We start from the raw sequence: 15,519 nt of genomic DNA on the forward strand, positions 1-15,519 counted from the left end.
TGGTCCCTACACGCGGGGGCGGAAGCTGGCGAACACCAGGTCGAGATCCGGACGGGCCGCGGCCCAGTCGGCGTCGGTGGTCTGCCAGTAGAACCCGTACGCCTGCGTCGGCGACGTCACCACACCACGGTTGTTGACATGCTGGCGCGCGCCCCGCGTGAACGTGAACTCCCAGTCCGCCGCCGTCACGAAGTACGGCACCGGCTGGATGTGAATCTCAACGTACCCGGGGAAGTCGCCGGACGCACGCCGCGAGTCCCGCTGCGCCTGCCAGTCCCGCACCGGGTCCGACTTCGGCTTGTCGGTCTGGTCGATGCCAAGCACCCGCCCGTTCCCGCGGAAGTACACGATCGAGCCGTCCTTGCTCTGCCGCCAGCCCGCCGGCACGTACACCGAGAACCCCGACGGATCGTGATAGTCGATCCACCCGGCGGGCAACGGCGGCAACTGCCCCGCCCCGTTCCCGCCACCGGGAGGCGAGGCGGGCACGGTCGCCGACGGCGTACCCCCCGCGGCCTCACTCGACGGCGCCACACTCGGCGACCCGGCCGGCGCGCTCGTCCCCCCGCCCGTCGCCGTCGCCCCCGCACCCTCCGAACTCGCCGGGGCCGCGGTCCGGTTGCTGTCATCCCCACCCGACCGCAGCACCAGCCACGCCGCCAGCACGACGATCACGAGCGCCCCCGCGACCGCCGCAAGGACCTTGGCCCGCGGTTTCGCGTCGGTACCGGCACCGCCCCCAACTGACGGCACATCCGGTTCGGGCTTACGTGTCGCCTTGTACGTGACGCCCGGCGCGCTCTTCCCGCCACCCGCCGACCCGGCCCCGCGCCCGTCCGCCTTGGCGGGCTGTCCCTGGACCTCCGGCTCGGCACGCAGCCGCGCGGTCTCCTGCTCCGAGTGGACCCGCTCGGCCGCCGGTGCCGCAACGACCTCCGGCTTCGTCTCGACGTGCGCCGCCTCGGGCTCCGCAACGACGTGCTCCGCCTCGGACTTCGCCTCTACGGGTTCCGCCTCGACGTGCCTCGCTTCAGACTCCGCCTCGATGTGCTCGGTCTCGGGCTCCGCCTCGACGCGCTTCGTCTCGGGTTCCGCTTCGGCCTGCTTGGTCTCGGGCTCCTCGTCGGCGTGCTCGGTCTCCGGCTCCGCCACGGCCGCGAACGCAGCCTCCGACTCGGCGCGCAATGCAGCCGCACTCCCGGACTCCGACGACGACCCGGCGCGCAGTCCGGCCGTGTCCTCAGGTTCCGGCTGCTCCGTCGCGGGGTCTTGCTCAGCCTCCAGCGCCGGCACGATCGCAGGCTCCGGCTGGCCTTCAGCTTCCGGCGCGGGCTCAAGGTCGGTCTCTTCTTCACCCCCGGTGACCATTCCGGCGGCGCTCACCGGCTCCGGCAGCGGCTCACTGTCCGGCTCGGTCGCGGACTCGAGCGTCGCCTCCGACGCCCGCACCGGCTCAGGCTCCGCCTCGGTCGCGTGGTCGGCCTCAGGCTCGGCGCCAGAGTCACCCACCGGAGCGAGCACAGCCTCCGGCTCGACCTCAGACTCGTCGGCAGGCGCGAGCTCAGTCTCCGGCCCGGCCTCGGCGTGCGGCTCGGGTTCCAGGTCCGCTGCGGTCTCAGGCTCCGTCGCCGGCTCGTCGGCAGGCTCCGTCCAGAGGTCACCCCCGACCGCCCGCGAACCGTCCGCCATCGCTTCCTGTTCGGCGTGCACCGCCTGGGGCTCGGGTTCCGGGTCCGCTGCGGTCTCGGGCTCAGCGTCCGTCGCCGGTTCGTCGGCGGGCTCCGTCCAGAGGTCGCTTCCGGCCGCCCCGGAACCGTCCGCCGCGGTTTCCTGTCGCGGGGCGGGCTCGGAGGTCGCCGGATCGTTCGGCAAAGGGTCGAGGTCGGCGGGCGCTGGCGGTGCCGACGCGAACTCCGCCGCTGGAGCGGGTGCCGGCACCGGGATCGGCGGCTGCACCACCGTCGGCGGGTCGAGCCGGGTGCGGGGCTGCACGACCGTCGGCGGCTCCGGGGCGGGGCGTTGTGCGGGGACCGGAGGGGCCGGACGCGCCGGCGCGGCGGGTGTCGCGGCCGGAGCGGACGCCGAGCGCCCCCAGCCGCCAAGCCAGGACCGGCGGCGGCGTTCGGTGGGCGCGGCGAGGACGGCCTGGAGGCGCTCCTCGGTCTCGGCGAACCCGGCCCGTGCCCGCGGGTCCTTGCGCAGCAGCCCACGCAGCGCGGGCGCGAGTGCCCCGGCCCGCTGCGGCGGGTCGAGCTCGTCCGACGCGAGCGCCATCAGCGTCTCCATGGCGGACCCGCGCCCGTACGGCGAACGCCCCTCCACCGCCGCGTACAGCGTCGCGCCCAACGACCACAGGTCTCCCGCGGCGCCCGCTGTGCCGTCCCGGGCGCGCTCGGGGGCGATGTACTCGGGCGAACCGAGCACCAGCCCGGTGCGCGTGACGTGACCGTCGCCCTCGATCCGTGCGATGCCGAAGTCGGTGAGCACGACCCGGCCGTCGTCGCCGAGCAGGACGTTGCCCGGCTTGATGTCCCGGTGGTGGACGCCGACGCGGTGCGCCGCCTGCAGCGCGGCGAGCACGGCGAGGCCGATCTCGGCGACCCGTCGCGGGGGGAGCGGCCCGTCGGCACGCAGCGTCTGGTCGAGCGACCGTGACGGCACGTACTCCATGACGAGCCACGGCTGCCCGTCGAACGCGAGCACGTCGTACACGCGGACGACATTCGGATGGGTGAGCCGGGCGGCCGCCCGCGCCTCCCGCAACGTCCGCTCCATCGCGACGTCCCGCGCGTTGTCGAGCAGCTCCGGCGGCAGGATGATCTGCTTCACGGCGACGTCCCGCCCGAGCGTCTCGTCGCGGGCCCGCCACACCCTGCCCATCCCGCCCGCCCCAAGTGGTTCAAAAAGGCGATATCGGTCGGCGACGAAGGCGGGCGCGGCGGTCATGCACAAAGGTGTACCCGATCGCTCACCCAAGCACGCAATCGGCACACCGGACCGCCCCCGGACCGTCGTGAGGATCACGACTGCCACCCGCGTGCAACCTGCCGCCACCGCCGCGGCAACCCGTCGCCCCCACTGCCCCCAAACCCGCCCGAACTGCTGACAACCGGCCCGCAACCGATCACCTACCGTTATCGACGGAACGGTTTGTACGGCTCGGAGGGATTTGTGCACCAGAACGTCTCGCACCTCGGCAGCACGGCGGGGACCCTGTTCCTCATCTGCTACGTGATCGCCGGTCTCATCACCGCCGCAGCCGGCTTCCTCCCCGGCAACGCCTCCCGGCTCCGCCTCGTGTGCGTCACCTTCGGCCTCGCGCTCGCCGGTTGGTCGGCCAAGGTCCTCTTCACCGGCGGCCCGATGCTCATCGGCCTGGCCGTCCTGCTCGCCCCGCTGTCGCTGACGGTGACCGCGATCATCGGCACGTGCCGTGCGTACAGCCGCCGCCGCGCCCCGACCCGCCTGTCCCGGCCACACCCGGCAGCCGCCAGGACGTACACCGAGCCCAACTCCCCGTTCCCGCCCGTGGTTCCTGTCCCCGTTCACGCACCTTGGCCTTCCACTCACCTTGCCCCGGCCGACCCGTTCCTGCCCTCGTCCGCTGCCCGTTCCTCCTCGCCCGGCGCCCACCTGTTCCCGGTTGGTGCTCACTCGGCCCCGGTTGCGGGTTCGGACCTGTCCTCGGCTGTCGTGACGCCGAACGACCCGGCCCCTGCCCACCGGGCCTCGACCGTCGCCCACCGCGCAGGCACCGAGGCTCCTGAGACGCCGATGCCCGCGCCCGCCGCCGGCCGCGGTTCAGCGCACGGCGCTCCGTCCGTGCACGCTGCGGTGCAGGCCGGCGCAGGGTCCACAGCGACGCCAGCAGCGCCGGCTGGTCAACGCCGCGGTCCGCGCCGTCTCTCGACGCCCGCCGCCCAGCCGCGGTTCCACGGGCACGCGATCGCCCCGCCGCCCGCGTTCCCGACGCCGCCCCGGTTCGCGCCGCAGCCACTGCACAACGTCCCCGCGCCGCAGCCGCACAGTGTCCCCGCGCCGCGCGCGCACAACGTCCCCGTGCCGCAGCCGCACAACGTCCCCGCGCCGCGCCCGCACAGCGTTCCCGCGCCGCAGCCGCACAGTGTCCTCGTGCCGCGCACGCACAACGTCCCCGCGCCGCAGCCGCACAACGTCCCCGCGCCGCGCCCGCACAGCGTTCCCGCACCGCGCCCCGCCCTGGACGACCACATCACCGCCCGGTTCCAGGCCTCCGCGAATCACCTCCAGCCGTCGCCATCGCACTCCTCTCGTTCGAGCCTTGCGCCCTCGCCGGAGCCCTTCGCTTCGCAGCACCCCTCAAGCGCGCAGGTGTGGGCCCGTGCGCATGCCTGGACGGGCGAGCAGCCCGCTGTGCACGACTGGACCGACTCGTCGCCGTCACGGCAGTCGTCCCGGCGGCTGCGGGGTGTCGTACCGTCGCAGAACCCCGACAGGATGACGCCCTCGCCGACGGTCGAGCCCTCGATGCGGATGGCGCTCGCCCCCGTGACCGATCCGTCGCCGTTGCAGCCCTCCTCGGTCCGTGCCCGTCACCGCGCGGGCGGGACGTCCGCCTGACCTGGCCGACCCCCCCTGACGCCTCAACCCTGGCCGACCACCTCCGCCCCGGCGGGCGGCGGGAACACGCGGTCGACCAGGCTGTCGACGAGCGCCTCCACCCCGTGCGGCCGCAGCACCTCGGGCACGGTGAGGTCGTCGACGATCAGGCCGAGCATGCCCAGATACAGCAGCAGCACCGAGCCGTTGTCGCCGGGCAGGCCCGCGTCGACGTGGAACGCGACATTCGCCTCCAGGTCCGCAGTGAAGAACCGGGTCAGCATGGTGTCGAGCTCGGGCCGGCGGGTCGCCTCCAGTCGTAACTCCAGCAGGGCGAGGTGGCTGCTGCGCTCCCGGCGGGTCCTGTCCAGTAACTGGTGCATGAGGGTCTTCACGAGATCGCGGGACGGTGTCGCGCGCATCGTCTCGGCAAGCTCCGCCGGGTCGGGCGTGAGCCGCTCGCGCACCCGGACCATGAGCTGCTCCAGCAGGTCGGCGCGGTTGCTGAAGTAGTTGGACGTCGTGCCGGTCGGCACCTCTGCCTGCTGGTCCACCGCGCGCAGTGTCAGCCCTCGCGATCCCTCGTCGGCCAGGACCTCGATCGCGGCGTCGAGCAGGGCGGTCCGTCTGGCGGGGTTCTGACGCATCGCTGAGTCCTTCCGTGCGGGGCTGGTTGACACCACTGCAAGCACAGTACTACATTCAAACCACTTCATCCACAGTGATTCAAACGAAGTGAGTGAGTGACATGCGAAAGCTGACCTACCTGGTCGCCGCCACGCTCGACGGCTTCATCGCCGGCCCCGACGGACAGTTCGACTTCCTCGGGTTCGAGGACGACTCGGCGGCGGCGATCATCGCCTCCTGGCCCGAGACCCTGCCCACGCACGCCCGGGTGCCGCTCGGCTTGGAAGGCGTGCCCAACAAGCGATTCGACACGGTCGTGATGGGCCGCGGCACCTATGAGCCCGGCCTCGCGATCGGCATCACCAGCCCCTATCGACATCTGGAGCAGTTCGTCTTCTCCAGGACGCTCACCGACGTCGACCCGACGGTCACGTTCCTGGGCGCAGACACCGATCCCGCCGAGCTCGTCCGGGACCTGAAGCGGCGCGAGGGGCTCGACATCTGGCTGTGCGGCGGCGGCGCGCTGGCATCGCAGCTGGTCGGCGAGATCGACGAGCTGATCCTCAAGGTCAATCCGGTCGCGATCGGTTCCGGTGTACCGCTGTTCGCCGCGCCGTTCAAGCCCATGCCGTTCCGGCTGGCGGGCACGCGCACGTTCGACACGGGTGTCGCGTTCATGACCTATGAGAGGGTGACGCCATGATCCGAGCCGCCACGCCCGACGACATCGACCGGGTCGCCGCAGTCGTCGTCGACGAGCCGGTCGGCTGGATCAGCGCCGAGCGCTTCCGGGCCGACCTCGCCGCTCGGATGTACCGGCCGGAGTGGACCTGGATCGCCGAGCGCGACGGCCACTTCATCGCCAGAGCACTGTGGTGGGGACGGGCCGGGGACACCCATCCGGTCGCGCTCGACTGTCTCAGCGTCGACCCGTCGGTGCCAGACCGTGCGGCGCTTGCGGCGGCGCTGCTCCGCGCGGGGATGTCGGCACTGGGCGCGCCGGTGGCGCCGCAGTTCACCGTGTCGGTCGCAGCGGGCTGGCGGGACGACCCCGCGACGGCGGCGGCCGTCGGCTGGCGGCGGGACGCGGCGATCGCCGCCGGACTGACCGACGAGGTGGAGCGGCTGCGTTTCGAGTGGACGCCCGGGCCGGTCGCCTCGGGAGTGGCCGGCCGGGAGCGTGACCGCCTGGTGTTCCAGGAGGCGAGCGACGAGGAGTTCCTGCACGCGTTCCGCCTGGTCGCGTCGGGCAGCCTCGACGTGCAGACGCGACGCAGCGTCGCCGCGGACGGCATCGACGCCGCCGCACGCGCCGAGATGGACTTCTATCTCGGGTGCCCGGGGGACCGTTCGTGGTGGCGGATCGTCACGACGGGGGACGGGGCGCTGGTGGGGCTGGCGGTGCCGTCGGCGACGCCGTACCACCGCAATGTCGGGTATCTCGGCGTCGTGCCCGAGATGCGAGGCCACGGGTATGTCGACGACATCCTCGGCGAGATCACGCGCATCCATGCCGCCGACGGCGCCCAGGTCATCACCGCGACGACCGACGCGACCAACGCACCGATGGCGGCCGCCTTCGTCCGGGCCGGGTATCGCACCACCGAGATCAGGGTCGTGTATTCCGCGCCGGTGGCGGGCGAGGCGCTCGGCTTACAGCCCTCGACCCCGTGAGGCCGTGACCTGCTGACGCGGTGATGCTGCTTGATCGCAGGCTGCCCGCGGACTGAAGTCGCATCGACCGCGGTCCGCGGACCGGTGCCGGCAGACACCCGTCCGGTGGTGCCGGCCGACCGTCTGTGGGCGGTGCGCCGGAGGTGTCTGCTGGGTCACTGTGTTCGGCGTTTGCGGGCGGCGGCCGCTGGGTCACTGCCTGCGGTGCCAGGTTCGTGGGTGCCAGGTGCGGCGGAGGCGCTCGCGGCGGCACCAGGTCCTGCGGTGTGGGCCGGGCCGTCGTGGGTGGCATGGCGGCGGAACAGTCGGAAGCCGGTGCATGTGGTGGTCCTTTCGGTGGGTGGAGGGTCAGCCGGAGGCGAGCACGTGCGCGAACCGGGGCGACAGCCCTGACGCGTCGGAGTGGCTCTTGAGGAGGGGGACGAGCGTGCCGTACGTGGGAAGGCCCAGCACCCGTGACAGCATCCGCAGCGTTCGGCGGCCCGGGTCGGTCACCGCGGTCTGGCAGCCGAGGAGCCGGACCGCCACCACGTCGTGGCGGTCCAGGATCCGGTCGGCGGCCAAGTGGGTGAAGAACCGGGCCACGTCGCGTTCGAGCATGTCGATCGGGGTGCGACCGAGCCGCAGCAGGTGCTGCCCACGGGTCGAGTGGCCGATCAGGTCCAGGTGCACCGGTCCTGCCGGCCACGCCGCCGTCGTCAGCACGTCACGCAGCTCGGCGAGGGAGGCGGCGTGATGCAGCTGCACGCACCTGGCGACACGGCCGGCGAAGAACGACTCGGAGCAGTCCGGCGAGGCGACGTTCAGCGAAGGGAGGGACACCGGTCAGCCGGTCAATCGCCGAGCGCATCCGGCCACTTGATGGACTGCAGCGATCCGGCCCGCGCCGAGATCGCCACCGACGTGCGCCGGAGTGTTGCCGCCGCCGTGCCGCCGGAGGGTGAGGCCGTGCGCGCGGCGCCGGAAGGTGAGGCCGTGCGCGCGGCGCCGGAGGTCAGGGCCGGCGAGTGGCTGGCGGTCGCGGTCAGACGCGGGTCGGCGGACAAGGCCGACGGTGCGAGGCGGCTGGGGCCCGCCCACGGTGGGAGCTTCGGGGCGATCGCGCTCGTGGGGACGGTGGTGCGCAGTAGCTGATGGTTCGTCATTCGGTGCTCCCGTTGGTAGTCGAAGGGGAAGGGACACGGCCGGCGATCAGGAACAAGGGGCCTCGGGTCACCGGGCCGCCGATGGTGGTGAGGCTGGCTGGGCCGGCGTCGCAGTGTTCCGGGGAAGCGAGGTCGAGCCACATCGTGACCGGGGACGTGGCCGGGTCGGTGGAGCGGCCCGGCGGGAAGACGGCGACGCGGGCGAGGGTGCCTCGCTGCTCGAGGATCTCGGCGCAGTGGCCGGCGTAGCGGTTTCCGGCCCGCGGGTCGGGGGTGCCGGGCCAGTACACGACGGACTGGCACTCGTACTCGGCGCCCGTGAAGCCGGTGGAGGCCGGGGTGGGGCGCAGTGAAGGAGGGAGGCGGTCGATGAAGGCGGTGGCCAGGTAGACGGCGCCGGTGAGGCGGAGCTCGGGCCACGCGGGGCCGAGGGTGGACCCGCCGGTGTCGCCGTCCGGGGCGCTGAAACAGTCGTCGACGTCGACGTCCGCCCAGGAGATCTCCTCGGCGACGGCGGCGGATGGAGCACGGGCCAGGTCCACGCTGATCAGACGGGCGGGGTCGAAGTCGTGCTCGACGGGTTCGGTGGTCCAGAAGGCGCAGCGGGTCACGCCGTCGATCCGGCCGAGAAACGCCGGCGTGCCGACGAAGACGGTCCGTGCCGGGGGCGATGCGGTCATGCCAGCAGCATGCGGCGGTCCGCTGAAACGGCGCTGAAGCGGCGCTGAGCAGCCGGACCTGAGCAGCCGGACCTGAGCAGCCGGACCTGAGCAGCCGGACCTGAGCAGCCGGACCTGAGCAGCCGGACCTGAGCAGCCGGACCTGAGCAGCCGGACCTGAGCAGCCGGACCTGAGCAGCGGCGCCCGAGGACGGGCAGGCGCCGCAGGCGGGATGACCGATGGAGTTGGGATCGCAGGGTGATGGCCTCGGGCGGACCTCAGCTAATCGGCGAGCCAACGGGCCGCGGAGAGCGGAATCCACCGAGAAGACCGGGGCGGGTAGGAGGGTGGATCGAGCGGGGCCGTGGCTGCGGTGCGGGATGCCCGCAGGGACACGGGGGAGACACGGCGGCCACCGCGGGACAGGAGTGCAGCGCCGCGGCGACTGCGGGATGGGGTGAGCATCCGAGGTGCGGCCGTGGAGAAGAGCGTCCTAGCGGTGGCCGGTGGCGAGGAGCGTCCCGGCGGCGGCCAGAGAACAGGACTTGCTGCGCTGCGGGGCCGGAGAGCATCCCAGGGACAGGAGCGTCCCGGCGGTGGCCGTAGAACAGGACCTGCGGCGGGTCGGGTCGGGGTGGGAGAGCATTCCAGGGACAGGGGCGTCCCGGCGGCCGCGGAACGGGAGCGCTACCCCCGCGGCCGCGGGACAGGAGTGTGTCTCCGCGGCCGCCGAGGGGTGGGAGTGGTTACGCCGCAGTGGCCAGGGTCAGGGCGAACCGTTGCGCGGGGTCGGTCCACCAGTGGCGGACGGAGAAGCCGGCCGCGGTGAGTTCGGCGGTCAGGCCGGACTGGTGGAACTTGGCGGAGACCTCGGTGCGGAGCTCCTCGCCGGCGGCGAAGGTGACCGTCAGGTCCAGGGCGGCGACGTGCACCTGCTGCGCGGTGGTGGAGCGCAGGCGCATCTCGATCCATTCGTTGGCGGGGTCCCAGAGGGCCACGTGCTCGAAGGCGGCGACATCGAAGTCGGCGTCGAGGGTGCGGTTGAGGACGTGCAGGACGTTGCGGTTGAACTCGGCGGTGACGCCGGCCGCGTCGTCGTAGGCGGGGACGAGGACCGACGGGGACTTGACGAGGTCGGCGCCGAGGAGGAACCACTCGCCGGGGTTGAGGCGGGCGCGGAGCGCGGCGAGGAAGGGGGCGCGTTCGGCGGGGGTGAAGTTGCCGATCGTGCCGCCCAGGAAGGCGACCAGACGGTCGCCGGTGTCGGGCAGGGTTTCCAGGTGGTTGACGAAGTCGGCGACGATGCCGTGGATGTGCAGGTCAGGGTATGCGGTTCGGAGGGTCCTGACGGCGTCGCGGAGAGCGGAGGCCGACACGTCGAGCGGGGCGAAGGAGCCCAGCGTCCCGGCGTCGCGCAGCGCGTCGAGCAGCAGACGGGTCTTCTCCGAGGAGCCGGAGCCCAGCTCGACGAGGGTCTTCGCGCCGGTGATGCGGGCGATCGACGAGGCCCGGTCGGCGAGGATCGAGCGTTCGGCGCGGGTCGGGTAGTACTCGGGCAGGCGGGTGATCTCCTCGAACAGTTCGCTGCCGCGGGCGTCGTAGAAGTACTTCGGCGGGAGGGTCTTCGGGGTGGCGGTGAGGCCCGCCCGGGCGTCGGCGCGCAGGGCGGCGGTGAGGTCGGCGTCGAGCAGGTACACGTCGAGGTCGGGATCGTGCAGTGTCACGAGAAGGCACCTTCCGTTATGTGTACCGCGGACAGGTCCGCGACGAGCAGGGAGAAGTCGGGGACGGCGCGCCAGCCGGGGTCGTCGTCCAGCGGTTCGGACGCGACGAGCACCCCGCCGTCGGGGGCAGCGCGGACGGACAGCGCGTGGCCGTACACGGAAGCGGCGATGGACCGGCCGTCGGTGAGCAGCAGGTTGAGCCGCGAACCGGGCGCCGCGGCCGCCACCGAGGTGACGACCGAGGACACCGCGTCGCTGAGGGACGAGCCGGCCCGCAGGCGCGCCCGGACGAGGGCCCACAGCAGCGCGCTGTCGGTGGGGGCGTCCAGGGTGATCAGGTCGCGCACCGGCAGCTCGGACGCGAGCGCGGCGACGCTGTCGGGCCACCCGGCGACGCGCCCGTTGTGGCTGAACAGCCAGGACCCGGAGGTGAACGGCGCGGCCGCGGACTCGGTGACGGGCATGCCGACCGTGGCGGAGCGCACCGCGGCCAGCACCGCGCCCGACGAGGTCGCCGAGGCCAGCGCGGGCAGTGACGGGTCGGTCCACAGTGGACGGGCCGACCGGTACACCACGGGGCCGGGGAACCAGCCCAGCCCGAAGCCGTCGGCGTTGATGGTGCCGCCGCCCCGCATGTCGCGCGGCGCCCACGACTGGTGTGACAGGCCGTGCGGCGCGTCGAAGAGCAGGCGCGACAGCGGGATCGGCGGACCGAGGTACGCCAGGTGACGGCACACTAGGCGGGCCCCGAGGAGGAGGCCGTGCGGAAGCCGCTGAAGATCTGGCGGCGGATCGGGTGGTCCCAGTTGCGGAACGTGCCCCGGCACGCCGCCCGGTCGGTGCCGAACGACCCGCCGCGCAGCATCTTGTAGTCGCCGCCGAAGAACACCTCGGAGTACTCGCGGTACGGGAAGGCGCTGAACCCCGGATAGGGCAGGAAGCCGCTGTCGACCCACTCCCACACGTCGCCGATGAGCTGGTGGACGCCGAGCGGCGACGCACCGTCCGGGTAGGCGCCGACGGATGCCGGCCGCAGGTGCCGCTGGCCCAGGTTGGCGTGGCGCGGCGTCGGGTCGTCGTCGCCCCAGGGGTACCGCCGGGATCGGCCCGTCGCGGGGTCGAACCTGGCCGCCTTCTCCCACTCGGCCTCGGTCGGCAGCCGCCGGCCGGCCCAGGCGGCGTACGCCGCGGCCTCGTGGAAGCAGACGTGCACCACCGGCGCGTCCGGCACGATCGGAGCCGTGCGGCCGAAGGTGGTGGCGTGCCAGTCGCCGCCGTCCCGCGTCCAGTGCAGCGGCGCTTCCAGCCCGGCCGCAACACGGTGTTCCCAGCCGGCGGCGGACCAGAAGCGCGGCTGGTCGTAGCCGCCGGCGTCGATGAACGCCGCGTACTGCGCGTTCGTGACGGGGGCGGCGTCGATCCAGAAGGCGGGCACGTCGACGCGGTGCGCGGGACGCTCGTTGTCCAGGGCCCACGGCTCGGTCGACGTGCCCATGTCGAACGGTCCGGCCGGCACGTGCACCTCCCCGCCCACGGCGACGACCGCGGACGGTGGCGGGTCTGCCGCCAGTACCGGCGAACCCGCCCGCAACTGGTGGGTGGCGAGCATCGTCTCGTCGTGCTGCTGCTCGTGCTGCACGATCATCCCGAACGCGAACCCGTCCCGCAGCAGCGGCCGCGCCGGGTCTGAGGGCAGGCGGTCGACGACGTCGAGCACCTTGTCGCGGACGGTCGAGACGTACGCGCGGGCCTCCGCCGGGCCGAGCAGCGGCAGCTGCGGCCGGTCCCGCCGGGCGTGCTTGAACGCGTCGTAGAGGTGGTCGATGTCCTGCCGGACGGGTTCGCGGCCGCCGACGTCACGGACGAGCCACAGCTCCTCCTGGTTGCCGATGTGCGCCAGGTCCCACACCAGCGGCGACATCAGCGGCGAGTGCTGCCGGACGAGGTCGGCGTCGTCGACGGCGTCGGTGAGGATCTCGGACCGCCGGCGGGTGCGTTCCAGCTCGGCGGCCACGCGCTCTCTCAGACTCATGCCGTCACCTCCGCGGCGCTCCGGCGAGCCGCGCTCCAGCGAGCCGCGCTCCGGCGACGGCCGGACCAGACGCTACGCTTCGAACCGTTCATGGCGGGTGCTCCCTTCGATGACGTCGAGCAGCAGGTCGTCGGGCAGGTCGAGCCGTGACAGGGCCAGGTCGCGGACCGCGGTCGCGGCCCGAGCCAGGGCCGGGTCGGCCATGCCGAGGCGGGCGGCCAGGGCCCACTCGCCGGCGACGGGCGCGCACAGCTCACGCACCCGGTCGACGGTCGGCTCGTCGGCGAGCAGCGCGGTGAGGATCGCGGCCGGCGCGAACCAGTCGGGGCCCCGCAGCGTGTCGAGGTAGCGCACCTCGAGGTAGCCGCGCGGGCGCACCGGCGGGAACAGCGTGCTCAGGTGGTAGTCGAGGTCCGCCCAGGTCGGCGGCTCGCCCAGCGCGCCGCGGATCCAGTCGGCGAACGTGACCCCCGCCGGCGCGGTCCACGGCCCTTCGGCGCGCCGGACGCAGAGCAGCTGCGCGTCCAGGGCGTAGCGGGCCCACTCGCCGGCGGGATCCTCAAGAAAGGGGACCGGGCGGGTCCTGGACGGGTCGATCGCCAGCCACGTGCGCATCCGCGCCGACGCCCAGCCGGTGTCGTGCCCGGCGTGGCGCCGCGAGTTGGCGAACAGGGCGATGAGCGGCGGCCCGAGGTCGTGCACCGCGGCCCAGCGTGACGGCGGGCCCGCGTCGAGGCAGACCTGCAGGCCGGCGGTGCTGCACATCATGGTGCGCCCGGCGTCGTTGCGGCGCGCGAACGCCGACGCCATCGCGTCGTACCGGGGAGTGGAGAGCATCCGCCGCGGCCGGCGGTGCGGGTCGATGCCGGTGCCGCCGAGCTCCAGCCCGGCGCGGGCGAGTCGCCCGGTGAGCTCCGCGAGATCGGCGCTGACGGCCTCGTGGAGGTCCGTCAGGGAGCGTTGCGGGACGGTGGAGAGCTCCACCTGGCCACCCGGTTCGAGGGTGACGGCCGACCCGTGCCGCAACGGCAGGTGTGCCGTGCCGGCGTGCAGGGCGGGTGGTGCGTGGTCGCCGAGCGCCTGACACATCCGATCGGGATCGACATATGTCGTCGGGTCAGCGCTGGCATGGACGGTGTACTCGAGCTCGACGCCGACCGTCTCCGGTGGTCCCGTCTTGAAGCAGATCGATGCAATGTAGCCCTCGGCCTGCTCAATGGCGCAGATCACCGCATCGGAGTCGGCGGCCGTGCGGTCGATACGCAAGGTCGCCATGCGAGCCGACGCTACCCGAGGATCCGGCCGTCGGCGAACGTTCACGTTGAACAAGTGGTTACCGATCCGTTACGTACACGCGTTCGAACTGGGCGAACACCTGCTGGTCGTGAACCGTAGATGTACCCGCCCGAGTGAACGCCGACACCTCAGCGCAGCAACCGGTACAGGCCGAGGATCTCCCGCGTGACGGGCTTGAACATCCGGAAGCGGGACATCGCGACCAGCCGGTCGATCAGCGGCGCGGACCGCTCGACCAGCAGCCGGGTCTTCTCCTGCCCGGGGGAGGTGTCGTGCACCCAGTACAGCGTGACACCCATCTGCGCGAGCCACAGCAGCTCCGGCAGCTCGGCCCGCAGCTCGGGGTCGATCTTCGTGGTGGCGCCGTCCACGACGGACCGGAACATCCGCACCGACCGCTCCCGCGCCGGCGCGGACTCGGTGCTGAACGGGCTCAGCGGCGAGCCGGGCTCGGCGGCCGTCTTGAAGAACGTGCCGGCGAAGCCGTGATAGGGCGCCATCGTCTCCACGCCGGCGAGCATCGCGGCGCGCAGCCGGTCGACGAACGTCCCCGGCGCGGCCAGGAGCTGCTCGCACGCCTCGGCGTGGGCGTCCTGGACCGTGGTGTAGAACGCCTGGACCAGGTGATCCTTGGACGGGAAGTAGTAGTACGCGTTGCCGACCGAGACGCCGGCGGCCGTCGCGATCGCGCGCATCGTGGTCTTGTCGTAGCCCTGCTCGCCGAAGAGCCGGACGGCGGTGTCCACGATCAGCCGCCGGGTCTGTTCGCCTTTCGCGGTCGGCTCGGTGTCAGACGTCGCAGGTTCCACCACAGTCCGCACCATATCCTTGTGGCGTCGTCCCCCGGCGTACGGCGGCCGCCGCGGCCACCATCCGCCGCGCCGTCGGGCGCAGATCTGGCCGGGCAAGGCGCGCCGCCAGCCCCCGATAACCTTCCAGCGCCCACAGGCAGATGATCCATGCCGCGTCGCCGGTGTAGATGCCGCCGTCGTCGGCGACCACCGTGATGTCGGCCAGGGTCTCTGCCGGATCGAGCGCCGGATACCGGCGGCGCGCCTCATCCGAACCCGCCGGAACGAACTCCAGCGGCACCAGTTGCGCCCGCGACGCGAGCCACGCCCGTGCCGTCCGGCACAGTCCGCAACCCGCGTCGTAGAGCACGGTGAGCTTCGTGATCATTGCGGTGGCAGCGGCTCGTCGGGCTGGGTCTCCGGCCGCGGCATCTGCTGCGGTACCGGCTGCGAGATGGGCTTCGGGTAGCCGTGCGGGGCGGCCGGGCGCGGCGACATCCCGTACGGCGGCAGCGGCGGATACGGAGCCGGCATCATCCTGGTCGGCGGGACGGGCGGCGGCAGCTGGTCCAGAATCCGCCGCCGGCGGAACCGGCTCAGCACGAACAGGTTGAAGAAGTGCAGCCCGCCGAGCACGAGCAGCACCAGGCCCAGCTTCCACGCCAGGGCCTCCATCGCCGAGCTGCCGTCCGGCAGCCGCTGCCCGATCTTCAGCGCCACCGCCACGTAGCCGAGGTTGAGCAGGTAGAAGCCGACCACCAGCAGGTGGTTGACCGACTTGGCGAGCCGCTCGTCCGTGAGCGCGTCGTCGAGGAACACCTGGCCGTTCTTGAGCAGCGTCCGCGCCACCCAGACGGTGAGGACGATGCTCACCGCCAGATAGATGAGGTACGTGCCGAGCTTGAGATCCATGACCGGCCCCTTCTTGAACGTGTTCAACTCACGGTAGACCCGTTCTTGAACGCGTTCAATTGTGGGCCCGGTCTCAGCCA

The 15,519-nt window shown here is 72.7% G+C and carries 15 protein-coding genes; 3 read left to right on the plus strand and 12 right to left on the minus strand.

The window, feature by feature from the left end; translation table 11 throughout:
- Nucleotides 1–6 precede the first annotated feature (6 nt).
- Complete coding sequence (locus ABD332_RS60095; protein ID WP_425552286.1) at nucleotides 7–2,880, minus strand: serine/threonine-protein kinase; 2,874 nt, start codon at nucleotides 2,878–2,880, stop codon at nucleotides 7–9.
- Nucleotides 2,881–3,171: 291 nt separating this feature from the next.
- Between ABD332_RS60095 and ABD332_RS25725 the strand changes: the two genes are divergently transcribed.
- Nucleotides 3,172–4,599, plus strand: a complete 1,428-nt coding sequence (locus ABD332_RS25725; protein WP_344504669.1) for a hypothetical protein — start codon at nucleotides 3,172–3,174, stop codon at nucleotides 4,597–4,599.
- A 23-nt stretch (nucleotides 4,600–4,622) separates the two neighbouring features.
- Here ABD332_RS25725 and ABD332_RS25730 read toward each other — a convergent pair whose 3' ends face one another.
- The gene (locus ABD332_RS25730) at nucleotides 4,623–5,225 is read right to left on the minus strand and encodes a TetR/AcrR family transcriptional regulator (RefSeq protein WP_344504670.1); all 603 of its coding nucleotides are present in this window, start codon (nucleotides 5,223–5,225) and stop codon (nucleotides 4,623–4,625) included.
- Nucleotides 5,226–5,326: 101 nt separating this feature from the next.
- Between ABD332_RS25730 and ABD332_RS25735 the strand changes: the two genes are divergently transcribed.
- Both ABD332_RS25735 and ABD332_RS25740 read left to right on the plus strand, forming a co-directional pair.
- Complete coding sequence (locus ABD332_RS25735; RefSeq protein ID WP_344504671.1) at nucleotides 5,327–5,908, plus strand: dihydrofolate reductase family protein; 582 nt, start codon at nucleotides 5,327–5,329, stop codon at nucleotides 5,906–5,908.
- Nucleotides 5,905–6,879, plus strand: coding sequence for a GNAT family N-acetyltransferase (locus ABD332_RS25740; protein ID WP_344504672.1), 975 nt, complete (start codon nucleotides 5,905–5,907; stop codon nucleotides 6,877–6,879). Before ABD332_RS25735 ends, ABD332_RS25740 begins: the two co-directional genes overlap by 4 nt.
- Before the next feature lie 348 nt (nucleotides 6,880–7,227).
- Here ABD332_RS25740 and ABD332_RS25745 read toward each other — a convergent pair whose 3' ends face one another.
- The 10 genes from ABD332_RS25745 to ABD332_RS25790 all read right to left on the minus strand — a co-directional run bounded on the left by ABD332_RS25745 (nucleotide 7,228) and on the right by ABD332_RS25790 (nucleotide 15,439).
- Entirely contained in the window at nucleotides 7,228–7,701 is a 474-nt protein-coding gene (locus tag ABD332_RS25745; protein WP_344504673.1) for a hypothetical protein, read from the minus strand.
- A gap of 11 nt (nucleotides 7,702–7,712) precedes the next feature.
- Nucleotides 7,713–8,024 carry a hypothetical protein gene (locus tag ABD332_RS25750; RefSeq protein ID WP_344504674.1) on the minus strand — a complete coding sequence of 104 codons (312 nt, stop codon included), beginning with the start codon at nucleotides 8,022–8,024 and terminating at the stop codon, nucleotides 7,713–7,715.
- Entirely contained in the window at nucleotides 8,021–8,704 is a 684-nt protein-coding gene (locus ABD332_RS25755; protein WP_344504675.1) for a hypothetical protein, read from the minus strand. Before ABD332_RS25755 ends, ABD332_RS25750 begins: the two co-directional genes overlap by 4 nt.
- Nucleotides 8,705–9,430: 726 nt before the next feature.
- Nucleotides 9,431–10,402, minus strand: a complete 972-nt coding sequence (egtD, locus tag ABD332_RS25760; RefSeq protein WP_344504810.1) for an L-histidine N(alpha)-methyltransferase — start codon at nucleotides 10,400–10,402, stop codon at nucleotides 9,431–9,433.
- 2 nt (nucleotides 10,403–10,404) lie between these two features.
- Nucleotides 10,405–11,145: an ergothioneine biosynthesis protein EgtC gene (gene egtC / locus ABD332_RS25765; protein ID WP_344504677.1), complete on the minus strand. Its 741-nt coding sequence runs from the start codon at nucleotides 11,143–11,145 to the stop codon at nucleotides 10,405–10,407.
- Nucleotides 11,145–12,440 carry an ergothioneine biosynthesis protein EgtB gene (gene egtB / locus ABD332_RS25770; protein WP_344504678.1) on the minus strand — a complete coding sequence of 432 codons (1,296 nt, stop codon included), beginning with the start codon at nucleotides 12,438–12,440 and terminating at the stop codon, nucleotides 11,145–11,147. The genes egtC and egtB overlap by 1 nt, the downstream gene beginning before the upstream one ends.
- A 72-nt stretch (nucleotides 12,441–12,512) precedes the next feature.
- Nucleotides 12,513–13,715, minus strand: a complete 1,203-nt coding sequence (gene egtA, locus ABD332_RS25775) for an ergothioneine biosynthesis glutamate--cysteine ligase EgtA (RefSeq protein WP_344504679.1) — start codon at nucleotides 13,713–13,715, stop codon at nucleotides 12,513–12,515.
- A 149-nt stretch (nucleotides 13,716–13,864) separates the two neighbouring features.
- On the minus strand, nucleotides 13,865–14,548 hold the full coding sequence (locus tag ABD332_RS25780; RefSeq protein WP_344504680.1) for a TetR/AcrR family transcriptional regulator: 684 nt from the start codon (nucleotides 14,546–14,548) through the stop codon (nucleotides 13,865–13,867).
- Nucleotides 14,526–14,915 carry a thiol-disulfide oxidoreductase DCC family protein gene (locus ABD332_RS25785; protein WP_344504682.1) on the minus strand — a complete coding sequence of 130 codons (390 nt, stop codon included), beginning with the start codon at nucleotides 14,913–14,915 and terminating at the stop codon, nucleotides 14,526–14,528. The genes ABD332_RS25780 and ABD332_RS25785 overlap by 23 nt, the downstream gene beginning before the upstream one ends.
- Nucleotides 14,912–15,439 (minus strand): hypothetical protein, encoded by a 528-nt coding sequence (locus ABD332_RS25790; RefSeq protein WP_344504683.1) that lies wholly within the window; start codon nucleotides 15,437–15,439, stop codon nucleotides 14,912–14,914. Before ABD332_RS25790 ends, ABD332_RS25785 begins: the two co-directional genes overlap by 4 nt.
- Nucleotides 15,440–15,519: the final 80 nt, after the last annotated feature.

It is taken from the genome of Dactylosporangium maewongense (genome assembly GCF_039531485.1).
In the GTDB taxonomy this organism is placed as follows: Bacteria; Actinomycetota; Actinomycetes; order Mycobacteriales; family Micromonosporaceae; genus Dactylosporangium; species Dactylosporangium maewongense.

Coding starts and splice junctions, on each gene's coding strand:
- ABD332_RS60095 (WP_425552286.1), bottom strand. CDS start 2,880: ATGGGCAGGGTGTGGCGGGCCCGCGACGAGACGCTCGGGCGGGACGTC.
- ABD332_RS25790 (WP_344504683.1), bottom strand. CDS start 15,439: ATGGATCTCAAGCTCGGCACGTACCTCATCTATCTGGCGGTGAGCATC.
- ABD332_RS25735 (WP_344504671.1), top strand. CDS start 5,327: ATGCGAAAGCTGACCTACCTGGTCGCCGCCACGCTCGACGGCTTCATC.
- ABD332_RS25740 (WP_344504672.1), top strand. CDS start 5,905: ATGATCCGAGCCGCCACGCCCGACGACATCGACCGGGTCGCCGCAGTC.
- ABD332_RS25730 (WP_344504670.1), bottom strand. CDS start 5,225: ATGCGTCAGAACCCCGCCAGACGGACCGCCCTGCTCGACGCCGCGATC.
- ABD332_RS25755 (WP_344504675.1), bottom strand. CDS start 8,704: ATGACCGCATCGCCCCCGGCACGGACCGTCTTCGTCGGCACGCCGGCG.
- egtB (WP_344504678.1), bottom strand. CDS start 12,440: ATGAGTCTGAGAGAGCGCGTGGCCGCCGAGCTGGAACGCACCCGCCGG.
- ABD332_RS25750 (WP_344504674.1), bottom strand. CDS start 8,024: ATGACGAACCATCAGCTACTGCGCACCACCGTCCCCACGAGCGCGATC.
- ABD332_RS25785 (WP_344504682.1), bottom strand. CDS start 14,915: ATGATCACGAAGCTCACCGTGCTCTACGACGCGGGTTGCGGACTGTGC.
- egtA (WP_344504679.1), bottom strand. CDS start 13,715: ATGGCGACCTTGCGTATCGACCGCACGGCCGCCGACTCCGATGCGGTG.